Here is a 19,949-nt window from a genome sequence, read left to right on the forward strand (position 1 = left end):
TTGTGATCGCCGATCAACTTGACGCCCTCGAGGAAGCGGAGGCAAATGCCGTTCCAGCAGATTTGCTGCCTGGGGCCCGCCCGCAGTGGCTGAAATACAGAGGCGCTGTACGTAACTGGACCGAAGGGAAGGACGGTTACCCAGACATCACTAAGCGCCCAATACGCCCTACCTGAACCACCGTCACCCGCCATCGAGCGGGATTTTTTTTGCCTGAGGAAACACGATGCCAATTACGGCCGATATCCAGACTCTGGAGCCTGGCGCGTGGGTGGAGCTTTTCGAGCTTGACGCTACCGCTCTGGGCGCAGAGCTTTACCGCTTTCACGGCTACCCGCAGCAGTCGTCGATCTACTGGCAGGGCGAGGAGTATTCGCCCTGGCCGATCCAGGCCGAGGGCTTCGAAATGACAGGGCAGGGCGCCCAGCCGATGCCGACCCTGTCCGTCGGCAACGTCGGCGGGTTTATCACGGCACTGGTGCTGTACTTCGAGGATCTGGTGGGGGCGAAGCTGATCCGGCACCGGACCTTGGGCAAGTACCTGGACGGCCAGCCCGAGGCGGACCCCGACGAAGAGCTACCGCCGGACATCTGGTATGTCGAGCGCAAGGCTGCCGAGAACAACGAAACGGTGCAGTTCGAGCTGGCCTCAGCCTTGGACTTCGCCGGGGTTCAACTGCCGCGCCGGCAGATCGTGGCAAACGTCTGCTGGTGGCTCAGTTGTGGTGGCTACCGCGGCCCCTACTGCGGCTACAACGGCGGTCCTGTCGCGGACGAGAACGACATCATCGTCACCGACGCCTCCAAGGACAAATGCGGCGGGCGCCTGAGCAGCTGCAAATTGCGCTTTGGCGAGAACAATCCCCTGCCTTACGGCTCATTCCCGGCCGCCGGCCTGCTTCGGAGCTGACCATGAACAAGTCCACCCGCGCCGCGATCGAGCGGCATGCGCTGGCTGAGTACCCGCGTGAGTGCTGCGGCCTGGTGATTCGTGAGGGGCGAAAGGAGGTCTATGTGCCTTGCCGCAATACGGCCTCGACGCCCAGCGAGCATTTCCGCCTGGCGCCCGATGACTTCGCCGCCGCCGAGGACCGCGGCCAGGTGCTAGCGGTCGTGCACAGTCACCCAGACCACCCGGCAGCACCCAGCGAGGCGGATCGCGTCTCCTGTGAGGCCTCCGGGCTTCCCTGGCACATCCTTGAGGTCCGCAAGGGCGATGATGAGCAGGTGCGGCCCGGTGACCTGGTGAGCTTCACGCCGGAGGGCTACCAGGCCCCACTGATCGGCCGCAAGTTTGCCCACGGCGTGCACGACTGCCTGAGCATCATCCTCGACTTCTACTGTCGCGAAATGGGCATCGGCCTGGGCCAGTACGAGCGGGAAGACGGATGGTGGGAGAAGGGCGGGAACCTGTACCTGGAGAACCTGCCGGCGGCTGGCTTCACGCAGGTCAACGCACCTCAGCATGGCGACATCGTGCTGATGCAGATCCGGTCGAAGGTGCCGAACCATGCGGGGGTGTACCTGGCCGACGGTGTGCTGAAGACCGAGCCTCAGCACTTCCCGGCGCCCGGGTCGATCCTGCATCACCTCTACAACCGGGACAGCAAACGGGACCCCTATGGCGGCTATTGGCGCGAAGTAACCGTCAGCTACTGGCGACACCGGGACGCCAAGCCCTGATCAAAATGTTATCGTCTGCTGATCTCACAGGGAGCGGAAAATATGCGGATTTTGATTGGCCTTGCAGCGGCGCTAACGCTTAGCGGGTGCGTAGGCCCCGGCGATCTTGAGCGAAACGACCCAAGTTTGAGGCTTAGTAGCAGTAAGGACCCAAGGAGCTATGCGTTATGCGTTTTTCCAAAGTGGCAGAATGCACGTAATGACTCCTCAATGAGCGAAACGGAAAGCGGTTACCGATTGGTGGTCGCTAGCGTTATGGCTGACGAGCTTCTTGAAATTCGCAAGACGTCCTCAGGTAGTGATGTAACGCTCTACCAGCGCATGGCTTGGGCGGCGATGCCCGGACGAAGCGCTATAGAATCGGCAGTGAAATCCTGCCTTTGAAAATGAACGTTCGAAAGCCGCCCTTGAGGCGGTTTTTTTATTCCTGGAGAAAAGATTTTGCACTCAGTCGAGAAAATGCAAACCGTTTTGCTGTCGGGTTCTTTGGCAAGGATTTTCGGTCGCCGACACAGAATTGTGACCCGTGGCGGTTGGCGCGATGTCATGGGCTACTTCAAGCAGTTCCCGGGATTTGAAAGGCATATGGCTGAAAGTTCGAGTAAGGGGCTGCGGTTCGCAATTTTCAATGGAAAAGAGAATCTTTCAGTGGAGGATCTCGAAAAGCCTACTGGGCGAGACGTAATCCGGATCGTTCCAGTGATTGCGGGTTCAAAGCGTGCGGGCTTACTTCAAACCATCGTCGGCGCCGTGCTGGTCGTTGTTGGCCTTGTCTATCAACCCCTGCTGCCCGTAGGGGTTGCCTTGCTTGCTGGTGGTGTCATTCAAATGCTCAGCCCTCAAGCCAAGGGCTTGGGCACCCAGGACACCCCCAACAACCGACCCAGCTACAGCTTCAACGGTGCCGTTAACACCAGCGTCCAGGGCAACCCTGTGCCGTTGCTTTATGGGCGGATGATCGTCGGCAGCGCGGTGATCAGCGCCGGGATTTACTCCGAAGACCAGATGTAATCCGAACCCGCCACCAGGCCCGCCGAGTGCGGGTATTTTTTTGCCTGAAGGAAAGCCATGAACCAGCACATTACCGGCGCCAAAGGAGGCGAATCGAAGCCGCGGCCGTCCGTAGAGGCCCCGGACAGCCTGCAGAGCACGGCCTACGCGCGCATCCTCGACCTGGTGAGTGAGGGCGAGATCCAGGGCCTGGTCGCGGGTGAGCGCTCGGTCTACCTGGACGAGACTCCGCTGGCCAATGCCGACGGCACCCGGAACTTCAGCGGCGTCACCCTGGACGCCCGCACCGGCAGCCAGGATCAGTTGCATATCCCGGGCTTTCCGGCAGTCGAGAGCGAGATCGCGGTGGGTGTTGAGCTGAAGTATGGCCAGCCCTGGGTTCGCGCTGTGCAGAACCTGCAGCTGTCGGCCGTACGTGTACGCTTGTCCACTCCGCGCCTGGCGCAGACCAACACCAGCAACGGCGACACCAACGGCTACACCGTGCAGTACAAGATTGAGGTTTCCACCGACGGCGGACCCTATGTGCAGGTGCTGGCCTCGGCGTTCAGCGGCAAGACCTCGACCAAATACGAGCGCTCCCACCGGGTCGACCTGCCACCGGCCAGCAGCAACTGGCAGATCCGCGTCACCCGCCTGACACCGAACAGCACCAGCGGCGTGATCGCCGACACCACGAACATCGACGCCATTACCGAGGTCATCGACGCCAAGCTGCGCTATCCGGGTTCCGCTGTCGTCGGCCTGCAGTTCGACGCCTCCCAGTTCCAGTCGATCCCGACCCGGTCCTTCGACCTGCGTGGCCGCATCATCCGCGTGCCGAGCAACTACGACCCGGAAAGTCGGTTGTACTCCGGCGTCTGGGATGGCTCGTTCAAGTCCGCCTGGACCGATAACCCGGCCTGGATCTTCTATGACCTGCTGCTGCACTTCCGGTATGGCCTGGGCCACCTGTTGAATGAGGGCCAGGTCGACCGCTGGGAGCTGTACCGCATTGGTCAGTATTGCGACCAGCCGGTGCCGGACGGGAAGGGTGGCATGGAGCCGCGGTTTACCTGCAATCTGTTCCTGCAGACTCGCTCCAACGCCCTGGACGTGCTGCAGGACCTGGCCACGACCTTTCGAGGCATGTCGTACTGGGCTGCCGGGTCGGTGATGGCCATTGCTGACATACCCGAGGACCCGGTTTACACCTACTCGAACGCCAACGTGATCGATGGCAAGTTCGGTTACTTCGGCTCGGCCAAGAAGACTCGCTACACCGTGGCCCTGGTGAGCTGGAACGACCCGGCCGACTTCTACCGGCAGAAGGTCGAGTACGTCGACGACCAGGCCGGGATCACCCGTTACGGCATCCAGCAGACCGAGATCACAGCTACCGGCTGTACTTCCCAGGCCCAGGCCCAGCGCATCGGTAAGTGGGCGCTGCTGACCAACCGCCTGGAAACCGAAAGCGTGGGGTTCTCCGTGGGCCTGGATGGCACCCTGGCGCGCCCCGGGCAGATCATCCGCATCGCGGACAACGATAGGGCAGGGCGGCGCATTGGTGGGCGCCTGCGCTCGTCCACGCTCGACACACTGATCCTTGATGCCGACGTTAAGGCATACCCAGGTGACACCATCACAGTGATCATGCCCACGGGCACGGCGGTATCACGCAAGATCAAGTCGGTCGGGTATCCGCTGACCTGGGACAGCACGGGGATCACCTGGGACAACGGGCGGATTACCTTTGACACCACAGGCTTTCCCTCCGACGTCCAGCAGGTGGTACTGGCCCAGAAGTTGGACGATCTGCCGCCTCAGCACTCGATGTGGGCGATTGACTCGACAACCCTGGCCACCCAGCTGTTTCGCGTGATGTCCGTTGCTGAGGACTTCTCAGACTCGGAGATCAAGTTCACGATCAGTGCGGTACGCCACAACGCGAGCAAGTACGGCGCAATCGACAACGGCACGCGCATCGAGCGGCCACCGGTGACTGTGATCCCGCCGAGTGTCCAGCGGCCGCCGGCAAACGTGACGGTGAGCAATGACCACTTTGTCGACCAGGGCAGCGCGGTCAGTGTTATGACGATTGAGTGGGAGAAGCCAGAAGCGGCGATCGCCTACGAGGTCTACTGGCGCAAGAACGACGGTGACTGGATCTTTGCCGGCCGCACCGGCACCACGTCCATCGATGTGAGCGGAATCTACGCGGGCCGGTATGTGGCCAAGGTGCGGGCAATCAACTCGCTCGACATCGGGTCAGTGTTCGCGACCTCGGTAGAGACAGTGCTGAACGGCAAGACCACGCCGCCACCGGTGCCGTCGTCCTTCACCGCAGAGTCGATTGTGTTCGGCATCAAGTTGGCCTGGGGCATTCCGGCAGGAGTCACCACCGCGGACCTGCAGCGAACCGAGATCTGGTACAGCGAAACAAGCCAGGTGGCCACGGCGACCAAGTTCGGCGACTACGCCTATCCGCAGACCGACCTAACGATCATGGGGCTGGCCGCCGGGGTACGGTTCTTCTTCTGGGCCAGGCTGGTGGACCGCATCGGCAACGTCGGAGCGTTCTACGGGCCGGTGATGGGTCAGTCCTCGGCCGATGCCGGTGTGATCCTTGAGTACCTGAACGACCAGATCACCGAGACGCAGTTGAGTCAGCACCTGCTGGAAAAGATCGACTCGGGTGGCGGTGCGCAGGTTGAGATCGAGACCCTGAAAAGCGAGCTCGCGGCCATGTACTCGATCAAGACCCAGCTCACGGTCGACAACAAGCCATACCTAGCCGGCATTGGTGTTGGCGTGGAGAACAACGAAGGGATCATCACCAGCCAGGTGCTGATCGCCGCAAGCCGATTTGCAATCGTCGACCCGAACGCGGCAGAGATCTACTACCCGTTTGTTGTTCAGAACAATGCTGCCTATATCGACACCGCGTTCATCAAGAACGGTTCAATCGACATGCTCAAGATCGGCAGCAACTTGCAGTCGAACAACTATGTGCCCGACGTGTCTGGCTGGGCATTTCGACCCGATGGAACGTTCCAGATGATGGGCAACACCCCTGGAGGCGCGAGGCTCATGATCAACAACAAAGGGCTGTATGTGTTCCATCCGAATGGCGTTAAAGCTATCGATCTGAGCGTGGACGCAACATGACGGTCGGGCTGATTACTCGGGATGCAAACAACAACATCACAACCAACATGACCAAAAAGCTGAGTCAGGGGGCAGGCTCCGTCATCACCAATCGCAGCAACGGATCGATCCCCATTTCGCTGCCGGCCGGCAGATCGTACTTCTACGTTGTTCAGCCGCTGGAAGACTCGCAGCGAACAGCGGGCAAGAAGCCAGGCGTCACGATTACGCAAAACAGGCTCGAATGGTCGTACGTGATACCGGGCGGCTTTGCGATGAACTGTGAAATTTTCTATGGGTACTACTGATGAATACCGCACTCATAGTCCGCGATGAGAGCGGCAATGTTCTCTATGACACATCGAAGTCGATCTACGGCCTGATAAAAAGCGGGCCCGTCACCTATCACGGTAGATGGCAAAGGCTTCAATCGGGGGGAGGGTGGAGCGTCTTCTACGACAACATCTACAAGTTTGAAGTTGAAGGCGCAATCAGCCCGCTTGTATTCGTCACTGGCGCGAGCAACAAGCCGTTTCAGTCAAAGGAGGGCAACAAGACCGTGTTCTACTTTGCCGGCGAGGTCGCCGGCATCAAGGTTTATTGCTTTGACATCATGCGGCCAATCTTTACCGGGCCGGCGCTCAAGACGCGAAAGGATGACGGGGGATTCACGTTCAACAGCCTGCAGCGACCACTGAACGTCATTGGCACGTCGACTCCGCCGGGGCCGGTTACATTTCCCAGTGGAATGCAAACGCCGTTCTCCGGTGGCTCTGTTGCAGTGCTCATCCCTCAGCCCACGGGTTCGACACTCGGCGGCCTGCTATGGGCGTATTACGCAGTAAGTCTCGAGGCGAACAAGACGTACGCTGCGCATATTCCGTGGGACCGCGGCTGCGGTTTTGTGAGTCAACTCGGCAGCAGTACCGTCTTCAGAGGCGCTGTTCATGAGGGATGCTACGGGCAGCAGGGGTCAATTGTGCACTGCATGTGGAACTCGCCTGAAACTACGTACGACGGCGTTCACAGCACGACCCCCCAGGGGTTCATGTCGCTGCTTTCAGACCGCATGCCTTCTTGCTCGTACATAGACACTGCTGAATACCCATACCCCTTCAATCCACAGCTGTAACTGAAGCGTCCGAATGTGCCCGCCAAGTGCGGGCTTTTTTGTGCCTGGAGTTTGACCATGACAATTCAAAACGCCCGCGGCGTCCGCAACCGCAACCCGGGAAACATCGACTACAACCCACGCAATGACTGGCAAGGCCAGCTCGGCAAGGAGCCGAACGGCCGCTTTGCCATCTTCGACACTGCCGAGAACGGCATCCGTGCCCTGGGCAAGCTGCTACTCAACTACCGAGGCAAAGACGGTATGCCGGGAGTCGGCGGCCCAGGCATCGACACCCCTCGGGAGTTCATCACCCGCTGGGCGCCCGGCAATGAGAACGACACCGAGGCCTATATCGCAGCAATCGCCAAGCGCCTGGGCGTGAAGGCGAACGACGCGATCGACATCAAGAACCCGGCGACCCTGCGCGCCGTGATGCTTGGGATCATCGTGCACGAAAACGGCGGCAACCCTTACCCGGATGCTGTGTTCGAGGAAGGCTTGCGCAGGGCCTTGAAGTGAGCGCCGGCGCCTGGCGGGTGGTTGGCATTCTGCTGGCCGTCGTCCTGGTGCTGGTCGCCGGTGCTGCCCTGGGGGCCTGGCTGGCTTCCAGGCATTACCGGCCGCTGCTCGATACCACCCAGGAGGCTCTGGCCACGGCAAAGGCTGGCCGCGACAACCTGGAAGCCCTGGCGGGTGAGCAGGGCGGGAAGCTGGGCGACCTGGTGCTGGCTGGCCAGGAGCGCGAGCGCCACGCTGCCCAGGCCCAGGCCGACGCCAAGGAGCTGGCACAGCACGACTACTCTGCTGCAAATCGCCTGCTGCAGGAGCGTACTGGCGGTGACCCAGTGCCGGCGGCGGAATCGATCATTGATCAGGAGCTGGGGTTATGAAGTGGTTGCTGGTGGGAGCAGTGGTGCTGATGGCGGGCTGCGCAGTCCGGGAGCCCGAGGTACGCACAGTACGTGTGGAGGTGCCTGTGCAAGTACCCTGCAGAGTGTCGGCAGTGCCCGTGCCGGCCTGGGCCACGGACAGCCTGAAGAAGACCGATAGCCTAGAGCTGAAGGTGCGGGCGCTGCTGGCGGAGCGCCGGCAGCGGGTCGGATATGAGCGAGTTCTGGTTGCCGCGGTGGAGGCTTGCCAGTGATCAGCCGTTGTTTACCGCATCGCCGCCTGCGGGCTTGGTCGTGGGCTCGATCAGTTCCGGGCCGTGATTCCTGACGTTGCCGACTGCGGTGCTTACCCTGAACCACTCGAAGGCCTCGGCGGCCTCTCCCTGGTGTAGTGCCATCTGTTCGGCGCGCTCTTTGGGCGTCGCCGGATTGAGCCATTCCTGGGCCAGGACTGGTGCAAGGACCACAGGCCGGCGGTCGTGGATGTCGACCATTCCCCCTTCGCTATCCGCTGTGATGATCACAAAGCCGTCATGCTCGCCGTGGTCCGGGGCTGGAAGCTGTCCGATCGAGGCGCAGAGGATCGGCGAGCCGTCGCGGTGCCGGATCAGGTAGGGCTGCTTCTTCGGTCCTCCTTCGTCCACCCACTCGAACCAGTTGTCGATTGGGCATATGGCCCGGTGTGGCCAGATCTGGCGGAAGAAAGGGCCATGAGCCACTTTTTCAACTCGGGCATTGATCGGCGCGGCGCGGTCGGTGGCCCAGTGCGGACGCCATCCCCAGCGCACGGCATCGGCATTCAAGGCCTCGCCGGCGACGTGGAAGAGGGCGAGCTGCATCGTCGGCGCTGCGTTATAGCGACCCAGGGGCTGATCACCGACGTTATTGATCAAAGCCCCGGACATGCTCAGGACTGCGACGAAGTCGTGGATGCCGCGGTATTGCGAGAGTCTTCCGCACATGGCTGTGTCCTCGGTTGCTCTCAGCGTAGCTTTCCGCGGCGTCCGTGGGGTATCTGTCGACGAAGATCCTCATTCGCCCGTTCCTTGCTCCTGACTGTCAATTCAAGGTCGCTGACTTGCTTTCGCAGTGTTGCAGCTTCTCCGGCCTTTTCACGCAGCCGGCCCAGGGCCTCGTCGCGGTCCTTCTCGGTTTGTGCCTGCATATTGACCAGCTTGTAGATGTTTTCCCGAGCTGCGCGCAGCTGCAGGTTCAGCTCTGCCACTTCATTTTCCAGCAGCAATGCGTGCTGGCGGGCAGTTTCCAGGGGCGAAGGAATGCCCAGCCAATCGGCTGTGTCGTCTTCGGCGTGCACGGTACTACCTCGAATCCAATGCTGTATGTGCATACAGTAATCTAGGCTTGAGCATGGCGCGATTTACGCCGACGAACTGTAGGGGGGAGGGGGGTTACTGGGTCGGCAGAACGCCGGAGGCGGGGCGGTTGACGGTGCAGATTCTGCACCGCAACCTTTTTGAGGGGCTTGAGTTTAAAGGCCTGCACAGAAGGCATTCAGCTGGCCTTGCGTTGCATAATTGTTGTTATCTATTTGTTTTTAAAGAAAAAAGTTGCGGACTTAAAATCCCCCGCTCGTAAGGGCGTGCCGGTTCGATTCCGGCTTCGGGCACCATTTTCGATTCTCAGGCCTTACCAAGCCTTCTCAAAAATCTCCGCAAGGCCAATGCCTGCGGGGATTTTTGCTTTCAACCTTTGCTAACTCTTTTCACCCCTTCTCAATATTTTTAGTACATTGCTCAGCACATCTGAATTAGATAGCTCATGGTGATGTACTAATGCCCCTCACTGACACGGCCGCCAGGCAAGCAAAGCCCAAAGACAAGGACTACAGCCTCAGCGATCCGCAGGCCTTTCCTTATTCGTAGCCGCCAAAGGCACGAAAGCGTGGCACTTCCGTTTCTCATGGCATGGAAAGCAGCCTCGTATATCCCTGGGCACCTATCCCGAAATTACACTGAAAGAAGCGCGCGAGCGCCGCGGCCAGGCTAGAGCTCTTGTCGCGAAGGGTATTGACCCTCGAACCGAACGACGTGATGAGAAACGCATGGCCACCACCGGAGCCGTGAAAACGTTTGAGGTCGTTGCGAACGAATGGCATGCATTTAAGTCACCCCGCATGGTTGCCGCAAAGAAAGGAGGCGTCAACCGCAGTGCGGCTCATCGGACTGGAAGTAGCGATCTGAGATCTCTTCCGGTGCGTCGTTCTCCAGACTGATCATGACGAGCTGCAGGCCATGCTGTGCGACCTAGGCCTTGCACTTCTCGCCGTCGCCCTCGTCGAAGTCGGGCAGCTGGGGGTGCTGGAACATTCCGTATTCGTCGCGTACGACCGGCGCTGGTTGGATCAGTTTGATTTCTTCAGGCATGACTTCGTCCTTGGCCGCTAAAGCGGCTATCAAATTTATAGAAGGGATAGGTATCGTTGCCACCTCAGATAGGGAGGTGCGATGTGGTCGTACACGGAGTTGAGTACAAGTTTTTTACCGCCTCACACGTAACCAAAGGGCATGACGGCTTGGGGCTCGAGTGCTGGCGCGGCGACGATATGGTCTTTGAGGTGTTCAGGAATGACGAAACGCTGCGTTTTGAAGTGACCTTGTTCGAACAGGATGTCCCTTTAGAGCTGCTTGAGCACGCCATCCCAACTGCTCGCAAAAGCCTGGGTGAGTTTGTACCGTAGACCTTGTCCTTGGCCGCTATAGCGGCTGGCTTGAAAGTTGGGGAGGGGGTGAGGTTTTTGCGGGGGGAGTATAAATGTACTCCTGGCGGGTTTTGTTGCCCCGGCGCGCATGAAAGCGCTCGTAGGGACCGTCAGGTAGGCCGCCGATTGCATTCGCCGCTTTGATCAGGATGTCGCCCAGGCGCATCTGGGCTTTGGGCGTGAAGTGCTTGAACCTGGTCCCAGGCGGGTAGTACGCCTCATGAGCCATGCGCTGGCAGACTTTCGATGCCTCCTCAAGCCCACAGTTGCGCCCCCAGGCGATCAGCCTCTGGCGCTCAGGGTCGTCGAGCTGCAGTTCTGGCTGCGCAACCGGCGCGCGCTGCTCTGCACTGGCGGATAGGGCTTAGATGCTTGCGGCTGATCGGTAGTCTCCCGCTTCACGCAATGCGGTAATGCATGCGGTGAGTTGTGCATCCCGCTCGGCCAGCTGGGCGACCAATTCATCTATGCGCTGATCTCTTCCGTTCAGATCTGACTGAAGGGCAGCTACTCGCTGCTCCAGGTGTTGGGTTTCTGTGGGCATGGGGCGTCCTATCCGGGGCTTGCCCGGGTGGTGTTGTGGGGGGGCGGAAGGCCGGAACCAACTAATTGCGCATACGGACTTGCGTTTTTGAGATCAGAGATACCCTTACAAGTACGGGCGGTTTTTACCGGTTAGCTTAACGAGGGGCTCTATGGTGATTATTCGAATCTTTGAAGATTTGCTTATCCAAATGCTGATTGAGCAGATGGAGAAACACATTCATTACGCGATTGACTGGATCGCTGGCTTACCTTGGCAACTGTGGTTTGCATGATCTACGCCGCGACGGCCAGCCGCGCGACTTGGCGAGGCTGACGCGATCTATTGCAATGGGGCAAATAACGCAAACCTTTTGGGGATATGGATGGAGAGCGTGAAGGATGTTTTTACGCTGGTGTTATGTGCCAGTTCAGCCGTCTCTTGTGCATTTTGGGTGCGCTCCGCGACAGCTAAGGCGCCGTATAAAGCGAAGCAAGATGCGAGCGGAATGCTGGAGGCAAGTATTTCTTTCAAAACTGAAAGAGGGCACTTCGATGTACTTGAGACAGCAGAACTTCAGACAAAATGGAACAAGTGGGCTGCCGGATTTGCTGCGATTGCCGCGATAAGCCAAGCAGTCCTTTCCTACCTTCCGGAGCAATAGGTGAGGGCGGGTCAAATCGAGACTTCGCCGGTATAGATCTTGCGGAGTTCGAGCACTTCGATTTTCTGCGTGCCGTCGGTGATCACCCAGCAGGGCAGTTCAAGGTTTCGAAAGGTGCCGTGGTAGTTCCGGTACGCACCGCGCGCGGCCTTGCGGAAGGAGTCGGCCACGACCTTGCCGATCGGCATCGGGCTGCCCCCCCCAATAGGCTCAGCTCGAACACAGATGTGTTGGAGATGCGTTTCTCAGCTGCGCGGATGGTGCCTGGGGAAAGCTTGAACTCCCGGGCTACCTCGATCACACGCTTGTAGATCAGGGCGTCGTGGATCTGCTGGTCGCGGGCGCCGTTACGCAGGCCCGCGTAGGTGACTGCTTGCATAGGTTTCCTCCGGACAGCCGTCGGCTTGGCCAGGCTGGCGAGAAGTGAGTTTGTGGGCTATTGGTTGATGGCTCGGCATGAAGCCGGAACAGCAGGAGAGTCAAATGAAAGTAGTGATTGAGAAGCACGACGGTACTAAGTACACCTACGAAGACATCGAGCAAATTCAATATCCGGACAAGTACAAAACAGTCTTGCTGAAAGATGGGCAGTTGGTTGCCGTTGAGCAGAACAACGACATAAAAAACCTGCACACCACCGACCCTGAGCAATAAGGAAGTTCGTGCGCCGACGCTCAGCGTAATAGGTGAGGGCTTATCAGGCGCGACGGACTTTGAAGTGAAGCATCGCCTTGATGCTGTGGCAGTAGTCCCGAAGTCGCTCGTAGGCCTTGTACTTGGCCTGACCTCGGGTAGCTGCCCAAACCCTAACCAAATCCTCTCGGGCTTCTCGACTCCAGTTGAGATCTTCCCAATCATGCTTGAATGGCAGGACCAGCCACTCTTTGAGTGGTAGCGTTTCGGCCATCTCGCCGTATTGCATTTCGTGAGTCGGGTGATAGTTGGTGATGCGCTTCTTCGGGTCTTCGTCCAGCACCACGCCAATGTAGTGGCCGCGATCCGCCAGGATGACGCCGGACTTGCCGTAGGCGATGACGCGGCGTCCGATACACGCCGGGACTTGGTAATACTGCTGCACGTACTCGCAGGGTGTACCGATCATGGTTTATCTCCATGCATGCGCCGCCCTTGGCGGCGGCGCGTGACTGATGTCAGGCGCCTGCGCGCTTTAGCTGTTCGACAAGTTGGGTTGGCAGGCCGCGGAGGATGAGGGTTCCACCGGGTTGGTCGAACTCAACCTTAGAGCCCAGCAGGTGCTGCTCGAAGCTGATGGACAGGCCTTCGGCGCGGCCAGTGAAGCGGCGGAACTGGTTGATGGTGCGCTTGTCCGCAGGAATCTCCGGCGACAGACCGTAGTCCTTGTTGCGGATGTGGTCGTAGAACGCCTTGGGACGGTCCTCGTCGATCAGTTCGGACAGCTCCTCAAGGCTGACCGGCTCGCCAAGTTTGGACTGGGCCATGGAGTAGCTGACCAGGGTCTGGGTCTTCTCCCGGGCGGAGTCTTCTGGCAGGTCTTCGCTCTCCACGAAGTCGCTGAAGGCCTTGAGCAGGGTTCGGGTTTCGCCCGGGCCGTCGACGCCTTCCTGGCAGCCGATGAAGTCGCGGAAGTAGTCGTTCGCCTTGCGGCCGCTCTTGCCCTTGATGAACGAGATGTACTGGCGCGATTTCGGGTTGCCTTTCCATTCGCTCAGGTTGATACGGGCGGCCAGGTGGATGTGGTCCAGATCCAGGCGCCGAACAGGAGCCAGTGCGAGGCCGTCAGCCACGGTCACCGCTTCAGTTTCCTGCAACAGGGCAATAACCAGGTACTGGGTCAGGCCTTGCTGGTAGTGGCAGAAGAGGGCGTGCCCGCCTATGGAGAGGTTGGATTCCTCCATCAGCTTGGTCAGGTGCTCGACCGCCGAATTACTGAACCCGATGAAGTCTTCCCCGCCGGCCAGGTACTTGGCCAGCCAGCCGCTGAGGGGGTATGCGCCGGATTCAGGATGGAACAGGCCCCAGGCTTTACCCTACTTGGCGTTGTAGTTTTCGTTGAGCTGGTGCATCAGGTCGTCGCGAATCTCGCTTTCCGCCAGCTCGGCGCCTGCGTAGTGGAGCACTGCAGGGCTGCCGTCTGGCTTCTTGTCGATCTTGTGGATGATGCTGTGGAGTACTGGCATTGCGATTATCTCGGGTGCGCGCCGCCCTCCGTAGCCGGATGCAGCGATAGTTGATGTGGTGGCTAATTGCAATTACGATCGTGCCCCTCTAAAAGGAGCTACTCGATGTTTCCAAGATACTTCCGCTGGATTTCGGTGCTGGGCATTCTTGCTGCATTGGCAGTCTTCGTAACAAGCGGCCTGCAGGTGTTTGCTGGTTCGGCTCCGGCAACGGATCTAGTACGCCCTATCATTGCTGCCGTTGCACTTGGTTGGATGTTCACTCAGTCGACAAAGGTCTGAGCCTGAACTAGACGGCTTTATTCACATTTGCGATGACATCCGGATGCAGCGAGTAGGATGGGTTATGCTTCGCCGTCTTCTTCGGCGTTTATCTGGAGCGATCAGGCCGGATCAGCGAGGTGCAGTGGCATCTGATCTTGATCCGCGGTGCCGGCAGGGCGAACGGTGTTGAAGCCCGCCTCAACCGCGGCCAGGGCTTCAATCTAGTGACTTTCCCGCTGGGTGATGTACGCCGCCCGATTTGTGCAATCTGCCGGGTACCCGCACGGCTGCCGCCCAGGAGAAAGCTGAGCAGGGCGTTTTGGATGCTGCTGCGGCACACGCCGCCGCAGAAGCTGCCAAATCGAAGGCTGACGCCGCGGTTCCAGGCGCTGCGCTCGGGATTTCTGTCGCTCAACTGGTCAGTGGTGTTGTGCCCGCTTCTCAGTTGCCGAGCTTCGTTGATGATGTGTTGGAGTTTCCGGCGCGGGTCGATTTCCCCGCGGTGGGCGAGACAGGGAAGATCTACCTTGCGATCAATGATGGCGACAGCCCGACGAATCCTACTCGTCATTACCGGTGGAGCGGCTCAGCGTATGTGTTGATCCCGTCCTCTCCGGGCTCGACGGATCAAGTCCCGGAAGGATCGACAAACCAATACTTCACGCAGTCCCGCGTGCGCTCGACGACTCTTTCTGGCCTGGGCGCTCTGGTCAATGCTGCGATCCTGGCAACCGACACGTTGCTGCAGGCTTTTGCAAAGCTGCAGGGCCAGCTCAACGCCAAGCTGGGTAGGAGTGAGGTGGCAACCGACTCCGAAAAGCTCGGAGGCCAGCCTGCCTCGTTCTACACCGCACAGATGGTTGGAGCAACGGCGTCGTCCGCCGGCAAGCCTGGGCTTGCTCCGGCTCCAGCAGTTGGAGATCAGGCAAAGTACTTGACGGGTATCGCGGGCCCTACTGCGGCTACAACGGCGGGCCGGTGGCCGATGAGAACGACATCATCGTCACCGATGCCTCCCAGGACAAATGCGGCGGGCGCTTGAGCAGTTGCAAACTGCGCTTCGGACAGAACAACCCTCTGCCTTACGGCTCATTCCCGGCCGCCGGCCTGCTTCGGAGCTGACCATGAATAAGTCCACCCGCGCCGCGATCGAGCGGCATGCGCTGGCTGAGTACCCGCGTGAGTGTTGCGGCCTAATGATCCGCGAGGGACGTAAGGAGGTCTATGTGCCTTGCCGCAACACGGCCTCGACGCCCAGCGAGCATTTCCGCCTGGCGCCGGAGGACTTCGCCGCTGCCGAGGACCGCGGCCAGGTTCTGGCGGTCGTGCACAGCCACCCAGACTACCCGGCAGCACCCAGCGAGGCCGATCGCGTCTCCTGCGAGGCCTCCGGGCTTCCTTGGCACATCCTTGAGGTCCGCAAGGGCGATGATGAACAGGTGCGCGTAGGCGAGCTTATGAGCTTCGTGCCTGAGGGCTACCAGGCCCCACTGATCGGCCGCAAGTTCGCCCACGGCGTGCACGACTGCCTGAGCATCATCCTCGACTTCTACTGTCGCGAAATGGGCATCGACCTGGGCCAGTACGAGCGTACGGATGGCTGGTGGGAGAAGGGCGGGAACCTGTACCTGGAGAACCTGCCGGCGGCCGGCTTCACGCAGGTCAGTGCGCCGCAGCACGGTGACATCGTGCTGATGCAAATTCGCTCGAAGGTGCCGAACCACGCCGGGGTCTATCTGGCCGACGGTGTGCTGAGGACCGGGCCCCAGCACTTCCCGGCGCCCGGGTCGATCCTGCATCACCTCTACAACCGGGACAGCAAACGGGACCCCTATGGCGGCTATTGGCGCGAAGTAACCGTCAGCTACTGGCGACACCGAGACGCCAGGCCCTGATCAAAATGCTATCGTCTGCCGATCTCACAAGGAACGGAAGGCATGCGGATTTTGATAGCAGCGGTATTACTATTTGGAGTACTGACAAGTAATGTGGTGTTTGCTGAAAGTGGCGCTGGAACGAGGTTTCTAAGCGGGTGCAAACTCGCCTTACGCTTCTGGGAAACGAAGCAAATGGCCGCGAACGACAATCAAGTTAGTATGGGTTACTGCGTGGGAGTGGTTGCTGGGGTTCGTGAGACTCTTCAGTACCTTACCGGAGGAGCAGAAAACAAATTCCCAGGTATTTGCTTGCCAGAAAATTACATTGATCAAATGGGCATACAGGCGATCGTCAAGCACTCTGAAGACCACTCTGATCTCTCGACGAAAAGCCCTACGCTGATAGCATTGCTCGTACTCAAAGCTGAGTACCCCTGTAAATAGTACTCCATCCACACTGGATGCCTAGCCAGGAGTGCATAAGATCGTTGCCTATCTTAAACTTCGCGATTTTGCGCAAGCTCTCAAAGGAATGATCAATGACTTCTGGTTCGACTGTAACTTGTCCTCACTGCATGAATTCAGTGCCATGGGGCGCAAGTGTATGTAGGGGATGCCATGCGGAGATAAGCTACGGCACGCCCCAGGGAGTCGTCGTTTTCTTCATTTTCGCTTGCGTTATAGCAGGCTGGTGGGCTGCCAAAGGTGTGCACACCTTGATTACCACCAACTCGACAGTGCTCTGGATAGTATTCGGGGCCGCCTTTCTTGCTAGCGGGTATGTGGCTCAGAAAGTTTGCACGCGCTTTTATCGTGGCAAAACGCGTTTCCACCGCATTTATAAGACCTGATCGTGTTTTCTTGGATCAGTCGCGGCCTGTCATCCACGCTGGATGGGTGGATAGCAACGCGGTAGATTCAGACAGAAAGGACGGTTCTTATCTATGGAGTGGATTTTTTGCGCAAGTTGATTGCTGTGCTTCTGCTGAGTTTATCGTGCAGTTTTCCTGTGGTGGCCGGTGACGGCGGCGTCAAGGTTTCAATCTATGGGGCGATTGTTTCATCGACTCTTGCTGTGACTTTTTTCCCGTTCACCCTTACCGAAGACAGTCAAGAAAGTAGCCGGAATAGCTCTCAGAGCGGTGACCCAAAAATACTGGCCGCTCTCGACGATGCTGCGGCTTTCGTCGCAAGTGATGGAGATATTCGAGGCGCGAGCTTAGAGGCTGCATTTGAGGTGCTACGTACTCAGAACAAAATGGGTGCTGTTAGCGACATAACACTGGCTCAAGCGGTTTTGGTCTACGAATATCGTTAACTAAAGCGTTTCGATCACTGGTAACGAGCCCAGCCCCGCGCCTGACTTTTGCTTCTGGAACACTTTCTGGCGTCACGTTACAGTGCGGGTCGATGGTTTGGAGCAAACCACGGACAAGGAGGTGGCTGATGTTAGCAAAGCTATTGGTAACGGTTGGCATTGTTTTCTATGCCGTGGTCGTACCGATTTTAGAGATTAACGACACTCATGTATTCAACCCCGCATGGGAGCCACATGCCAGGCTGCATGAGACTTGGCAGTTATTTACCAATACTGCGATTGGGGCATTCAGTGTCTGGCTTGTTTGGGGGGCGAATCAGCTTAAGCTCGCGAGTCTTCTCACGACGTTCGTAACGGGCGGGTTCTTGTTGGCCTATTGGCTTCGGGATGGTTACGGTGGATCAATGGTCCTCACCGACGGATCAGAGAAAATGATCCTTGGGCTCAATTTAGGGCTGGTGGCTTACGCCTTGGCCATTGTGCTTGCAGGTATTGCTGTAAGTATCGATCAACGCAGCCAAAAGTCGCCTTACGGCTAGGTTCTCGCTTAATTCGAATGGTGGAAGAGGTTACTCATGAAAGGGGCTGCCCTGGGGTGGGCCCGATACCTTTGATTTCCAGCCCCCTGCTTTCTACGAGCAAGATGGCTTTAACCAGTTTGGCCATTTTGATGGTTTCCCCCAGGCATAAACGTTTCCTTTTTCATACACGATTAGACTGACATGCTCCATGTCGGTGGTAGATTCCCCTCAAACCATATAGAGGGACCGAAATGCGAATTCTGGTAGGGGCGGTTGCGGTGGCGCTGTTGGCGGGCTGCTCAAGCGTTGCCGAAATAAGGGCAACACCCGCGGTACTGAATCTTTCCAGTCAAAAACCGGCCAGGGCCGTTGCCGAGTGCATTCGGGATGGATGGCAGGCCACTTCCATCGTGGGCGGGAGTGTTGGCGGCATCCTCCAGCAGTCTGGGGAGCGCTTCTCTGTCATCGCGCCCAATAGCGAGTCGCCATGGCATGTTGCTGATGTTGTGCCCGTCGGGGGCGGATCAGCTGTTCGATATCACTTCTTCAGAACCTGGCAGTCACCATCTGCCCAAGTCACAAAAGTGGTGAGTGATTGCACCAACAAGTAGCTCATGTCTGACACCGGCCGCCCTAGGGCGGCTTTTTTATATGAGGAGAAAACATGTCAAACCCTGTTGAGAAAATGCAAACCGTCCTGCTGTCCGGGTCCCTGGCTCGTCAATTCGGTCGTCGACACCGAATGATTACCAGTGGCGGCCTCCGTGATGTGATTGGCTACTTCAAACAATTTCCTGGTTTCGAGCGCTGCATGGTCGAAAGCGAAGGCAAAGGGCTGCGGTATGCAATCTTCAACGGCAAGGAAAATATCGGCGGGGATGATCTTGGGAAGCCGACGGGAAAGAACGTTATCCGTTTCGTTCCCGTGATTGCTGGATCAAAGCGAGCGGGGATGCTGCAGACAGTTGTTGGCGTGGTGATTCTCGCCCTTGCCTGGTGGAACCCGCTGGGATGGTCTGCGGCCGCCGTTTCGTTTGCAGGCGCAACAGGGGCATCCATGGCTCTGGGTGGCGTGGTCATGATGTTGAGCCCCCAGGCGAAGGGGTTAGGGTCTCAGGACAGCCCTAACAACCGCCCCAGTTACAGCTTCAACGGCGCCGTGAACACCAGCGTCCAGGGCAATCCTGTCCCGCTGCTTTATGGCCGGATGATCGTCGGCAGTGCGGTGATAAGCGCCGGGATCTATTCCGAAGACCAGATGTAAATCGAACCCGCCACCAGGCCCGCCGAGCGCGGGTATTTTTTTGCCTGAAGGAAAGTCATGAACCAGCACATTACCGGCAGCAAAGGGGGCGAGTCGAAGCCGCGGCCGTCCGTTGAGGCTCCCGATAGCCTGCAAAGCACCGCCTATGCGCGGATTCTCGACCTGGTGAGTGAGGGAGAGATCCAGGGCCTGGTCGCGGGTGAGCGCTCGGTCTACCTGGACGAGACTCCGCTGGCCAATGCCGACGGCACCAGGAACTTCAGTGGTGTCACTCTGGATGCCCGCACCGGCAGCCAGGATCAGTTGCATATCCCGGGCTTTCCAGCGGTCGAAAGCGAGATCGCCGCGGGAGTCGAGCTGAAGTATGGCCAGCCCTGGGTTCGCGCTGTGCAGAACCTGCAGCTGTCGGCTGTGCGCGTGCGCTTGTCCACCCCGTGCTTGGCCCAGACCAACACCAGCAACGGCGACACCAACGGCTACACCGTGCAGTACAAGATCGAGGTTTCCACCGACGGCGGGCCCTATGTGCAGGTGCTGGCCTCGGCGTTCAGCGGCAAGACCTCGACCAAGTACGAGCGCTCCCACCGGGTGGACCTGCCGCTGGCGAGCAGCAACTGGCAGATTCGCGTCACTCGCCTAACGCCGAACGGCACCAGCAGCGTGATCGCCGACACCACCAACATCGAAGCCATCACCGAGGTCATCGACGCCAAGCTGCGCTATCCGGGTTCCGCTGTCGTCGGCCTGCAGTTCGACGCCTCGCAGTTCCAGGCAATCCCCACCGGGTCTTTCGACCTGCGCTGACGCATCATACGC

At 58.9% G+C, this 19,949-nt stretch carries 25 protein-coding genes and 2 pseudogenes; 22 read left to right on the forward strand and 5 right to left on the reverse strand.

The window, feature by feature from the left end:
- The first annotated feature begins 226 nt into the window (after positions 1-226).
- From FW796_RS26095 to FW796_RS26135, 9 genes are all read left to right on the forward strand, one after another.
- Entirely contained in the window at positions 227-910 is a 684-nt protein-coding gene (locus FW796_RS26095; RefSeq protein WP_102863219.1) for a phage minor tail protein L, read from the forward strand.
- A gap of 2 nt (positions 911-912) precedes the next feature.
- Positions 913-1,683 (forward strand): C40 family peptidase, encoded by a 771-nt coding sequence (locus tag FW796_RS26100; protein WP_446440321.1) that lies wholly within the window; start codon positions 913-915, stop codon positions 1,681-1,683.
- 459 nt (positions 1,684-2,142) lie between these two features.
- The gene (locus tag FW796_RS26105) at positions 2,143-2,694 is read left to right on the forward strand and encodes a tail assembly protein (protein ID WP_446440372.1); all 552 of its coding nucleotides are present in this window, start codon (positions 2,143-2,145) and stop codon (positions 2,692-2,694) included.
- A 57-nt stretch (positions 2,695-2,751) separates the two neighbouring features.
- Positions 2,752-5,841, forward strand: a complete 3,090-nt coding sequence (locus tag FW796_RS26110) for a host specificity protein J (RefSeq protein WP_446440322.1) — start codon at positions 2,752-2,754, stop codon at positions 5,839-5,841.
- The gene (locus FW796_RS26115) at positions 5,838-6,128 is read left to right on the forward strand and encodes a hypothetical protein (protein WP_446440323.1); all 291 of its coding nucleotides are present in this window, start codon (positions 5,838-5,840) and stop codon (positions 6,126-6,128) included. Before FW796_RS26110 ends, FW796_RS26115 begins: the two co-directional genes overlap by 4 nt.
- Positions 6,128-6,952: a hypothetical protein gene (locus FW796_RS26120; protein ID WP_446440324.1), complete on the forward strand. Its 825-nt coding sequence runs from the start codon at positions 6,128-6,130 to the stop codon at positions 6,950-6,952. The genes FW796_RS26115 and FW796_RS26120 overlap by 1 nt, the downstream gene beginning before the upstream one ends.
- Before the next feature lie 63 nt (positions 6,953-7,015).
- Entirely contained in the window at positions 7,016-7,453 is a 438-nt protein-coding gene (locus FW796_RS26125) for a structural protein P5 (RefSeq protein ID WP_123394684.1), read from the forward strand.
- Positions 7,450-7,824: a hypothetical protein gene (locus FW796_RS26130; protein ID WP_446440325.1), complete on the forward strand. Its 375-nt coding sequence runs from the start codon at positions 7,450-7,452 to the stop codon at positions 7,822-7,824. Before FW796_RS26125 ends, FW796_RS26130 begins: the two co-directional genes overlap by 4 nt.
- Positions 7,821-8,078, forward strand: a complete 258-nt coding sequence (locus FW796_RS26135) for a hypothetical protein (RefSeq protein ID WP_446440326.1) — start codon at positions 7,821-7,823, stop codon at positions 8,076-8,078. Before FW796_RS26130 ends, FW796_RS26135 begins: the two co-directional genes overlap by 4 nt.
- Here the strand turns inward: FW796_RS26135 and FW796_RS26140 are convergent, their stop codons facing one another.
- Both FW796_RS26140 and FW796_RS26145 read right to left on the reverse strand, forming a co-directional pair.
- Positions 8,079-8,786 carry an SOS response-associated peptidase family protein gene (locus FW796_RS26140; protein ID WP_446440327.1) on the reverse strand — a complete coding sequence of 236 codons (708 nt, stop codon included), beginning with the start codon at positions 8,784-8,786 and terminating at the stop codon, positions 8,079-8,081.
- Positions 8,787-8,806: 20 nt separating this feature from the next.
- Positions 8,807-9,139: a hypothetical protein gene (locus FW796_RS26145; protein WP_446440328.1), complete on the reverse strand. Its 333-nt coding sequence runs from the start codon at positions 9,137-9,139 to the stop codon at positions 8,807-8,809.
- 597 nt (positions 9,140-9,736) lie between these two features.
- Between FW796_RS26145 and FW796_RS26150 the strand changes: the two are divergent.
- From FW796_RS26150 to FW796_RS26160, 3 genes and pseudogenes are all read left to right on the forward strand, one after another.
- A pseudogene (locus tag FW796_RS26150) lies at positions 9,737-10,057 on the forward strand (integrase arm-type DNA-binding domain-containing protein); the annotation flags it as partial.
- 234 nt (positions 10,058-10,291) lie between these two features.
- Complete coding sequence (locus tag FW796_RS26155) at positions 10,292-10,522, forward strand: hypothetical protein (RefSeq protein ID WP_346635479.1); 231 nt, start codon at positions 10,292-10,294, stop codon at positions 10,520-10,522.
- Positions 10,523-11,460: 938 nt separating this feature from the next.
- Entirely contained in the window at positions 11,461-11,730 is a 270-nt protein-coding gene (locus FW796_RS26160; protein WP_110652669.1) for a hypothetical protein, read from the forward strand.
- A gap of 11 nt (positions 11,731-11,741) precedes the next feature.
- Here FW796_RS26160 and FW796_RS26165 read toward each other — a convergent pair whose 3' ends face one another.
- Complete coding sequence (locus FW796_RS26165) at positions 11,742-11,918, reverse strand: hypothetical protein (RefSeq protein ID WP_346635478.1); 177 nt, start codon at positions 11,916-11,918, stop codon at positions 11,742-11,744.
- Positions 11,919-12,213: 295 nt separating this feature from the next.
- Between FW796_RS26165 and FW796_RS26170 the strand changes: the two genes are divergently transcribed.
- On the forward strand, positions 12,214-12,384 hold the full coding sequence (locus FW796_RS26170; protein WP_346635477.1) for a hypothetical protein: 171 nt from the start codon (positions 12,214-12,216) through the stop codon (positions 12,382-12,384).
- A 43-nt stretch (positions 12,385-12,427) separates the two neighbouring features.
- On the opposite strand, the gene FW796_RS26175 is transcribed toward FW796_RS26170, so the two are convergent.
- Positions 12,428-12,832: a hypothetical protein gene (locus FW796_RS26175; protein WP_346635476.1), complete on the reverse strand. Its 405-nt coding sequence runs from the start codon at positions 12,830-12,832 to the stop codon at positions 12,428-12,430.
- Between the two features lie 49 nt (positions 12,833-12,881).
- Positions 12,882-13,889: pseudogene (yejK, locus tag FW796_RS26180) on the reverse strand (nucleoid-associated protein YejK).
- Between the two features lie 105 nt (positions 13,890-13,994).
- Here yejK and FW796_RS26185 point away from each other — a divergent pair.
- The 9 genes from FW796_RS26185 to gpJ all read left to right on the forward strand — a co-directional run bounded on the left by FW796_RS26185 (position 13,995) and on the right by gpJ (position 19,937).
- The gene (locus tag FW796_RS26185) at positions 13,995-14,171 is read left to right on the forward strand and encodes a hypothetical protein (protein WP_170003564.1); all 177 of its coding nucleotides are present in this window, start codon (positions 13,995-13,997) and stop codon (positions 14,169-14,171) included.
- A gap of 301 nt (positions 14,172-14,472) precedes the next feature.
- Positions 14,473-15,195 carry a hypothetical protein gene (locus FW796_RS26190; RefSeq protein WP_346635582.1) on the forward strand — a complete coding sequence of 241 codons (723 nt, stop codon included), beginning with the start codon at positions 14,473-14,475 and terminating at the stop codon, positions 15,193-15,195.
- Positions 15,132-15,275: a hypothetical protein gene (locus FW796_RS26195; RefSeq protein WP_346635475.1), complete on the forward strand. Its 144-nt coding sequence runs from the start codon at positions 15,132-15,134 to the stop codon at positions 15,273-15,275. The genes FW796_RS26190 and FW796_RS26195 overlap by 64 nt, the downstream gene beginning before the upstream one ends.
- Positions 15,276-15,277: 2 nt before the next feature.
- Positions 15,278-16,048, forward strand: coding sequence for a C40 family peptidase (locus tag FW796_RS26200; protein WP_346635474.1), 771 nt, complete (start codon positions 15,278-15,280; stop codon positions 16,046-16,048).
- Between the two features lie 42 nt (positions 16,049-16,090).
- Complete coding sequence (locus FW796_RS26205; RefSeq protein ID WP_306393865.1) at positions 16,091-16,474, forward strand: Rap1a/Tai family immunity protein; 384 nt, start codon at positions 16,091-16,093, stop codon at positions 16,472-16,474.
- Positions 16,475-16,988: 514 nt separating this feature from the next.
- Positions 16,989-17,348, forward strand: a complete 360-nt coding sequence (locus FW796_RS26210) for a DUF2388 domain-containing protein (RefSeq protein ID WP_346635473.1) — start codon at positions 16,989-16,991, stop codon at positions 17,346-17,348.
- A 128-nt stretch (positions 17,349-17,476) separates the two neighbouring features.
- Positions 17,477-17,887 (forward strand): hypothetical protein, encoded by a 411-nt coding sequence (locus FW796_RS26215; protein ID WP_346635472.1) that lies wholly within the window; start codon positions 17,477-17,479, stop codon positions 17,885-17,887.
- A 646-nt stretch (positions 17,888-18,533) separates the two neighbouring features.
- Positions 18,534-19,133 (forward strand): tail assembly protein, encoded by a 600-nt coding sequence (locus tag FW796_RS26220; RefSeq protein ID WP_446440329.1) that lies wholly within the window; start codon positions 18,534-18,536, stop codon positions 19,131-19,133.
- A gap of 57 nt (positions 19,134-19,190) precedes the next feature.
- The gene (gene gpJ, locus FW796_RS26225; protein WP_446440330.1) at positions 19,191-19,937 is read left to right on the forward strand and encodes a TipJ family phage tail tip protein; all 747 of its coding nucleotides are present in this window, start codon (positions 19,191-19,193) and stop codon (positions 19,935-19,937) included.
- The last annotated feature ends 12 nt before the right edge of the window (positions 19,938-19,949 follow it).

Source organism: Pseudomonas sp. 910_21 (assembly GCF_052850735.1).

Bases quoted from the DNA above. Each gene is read 5' to 3' on its own strand.
- FW796_RS26095 (WP_102863219.1), top strand. From the start codon at position 227: ATGCCAATTACGGCCGATATCCAGACTCTGGAGCCTGGCGCGTGGGTG.
- FW796_RS26100 (WP_446440321.1), top strand. From the start codon at position 913: ATGAACAAGTCCACCCGCGCCGCGATCGAGCGGCATGCGCTGGCTGAG.
- FW796_RS26105 (WP_446440372.1), top strand. From the start codon at position 2,143: ATGCAAACCGTTTTGCTGTCGGGTTCTTTGGCAAGGATTTTCGGTCGC.
- FW796_RS26110 (WP_446440322.1), top strand. From the start codon at position 2,752: ATGAACCAGCACATTACCGGCGCCAAAGGAGGCGAATCGAAGCCGCGG.
- FW796_RS26115 (WP_446440323.1), top strand. From the start codon at position 5,838: ATGACGGTCGGGCTGATTACTCGGGATGCAAACAACAACATCACAACC.
- FW796_RS26120 (WP_446440324.1), top strand. From the start codon at position 6,128: ATGAATACCGCACTCATAGTCCGCGATGAGAGCGGCAATGTTCTCTAT.
- FW796_RS26135 (WP_446440326.1), top strand. From the start codon at position 7,821: ATGAAGTGGTTGCTGGTGGGAGCAGTGGTGCTGATGGCGGGCTGCGCA.
- FW796_RS26140 (WP_446440327.1), bottom strand. From the start codon at position 8,786: ATGTGCGGAAGACTCTCGCAATACCGCGGCATCCACGACTTCGTCGCA.
- FW796_RS26165 (WP_346635478.1), bottom strand. From the start codon at position 11,918: ATGCCGATCGGCAAGGTCGTGGCCGACTCCTTCCGCAAGGCCGCGCGC.
- FW796_RS26170 (WP_346635477.1), top strand. From the start codon at position 12,214: ATGAAAGTAGTGATTGAGAAGCACGACGGTACTAAGTACACCTACGAA.
- FW796_RS26175 (WP_346635476.1), bottom strand. From the start codon at position 12,832: ATGATCGGTACACCCTGCGAGTACGTGCAGCAGTATTACCAAGTCCCG.
- FW796_RS26185 (WP_170003564.1), top strand. From the start codon at position 13,995: ATGTTTCCAAGATACTTCCGCTGGATTTCGGTGCTGGGCATTCTTGCT.
- FW796_RS26200 (WP_346635474.1), top strand. From the start codon at position 15,278: ATGAATAAGTCCACCCGCGCCGCGATCGAGCGGCATGCGCTGGCTGAG.
- FW796_RS26205 (WP_306393865.1), top strand. From the start codon at position 16,091: ATGCGGATTTTGATAGCAGCGGTATTACTATTTGGAGTACTGACAAGT.
- FW796_RS26215 (WP_346635472.1), top strand. From the start codon at position 17,477: ATGTTAGCAAAGCTATTGGTAACGGTTGGCATTGTTTTCTATGCCGTG.
- FW796_RS26220 (WP_446440329.1), top strand. From the start codon at position 18,534: ATGTCAAACCCTGTTGAGAAAATGCAAACCGTCCTGCTGTCCGGGTCC.
- gpJ (WP_446440330.1), top strand. From the start codon at position 19,191: ATGAACCAGCACATTACCGGCAGCAAAGGGGGCGAGTCGAAGCCGCGG.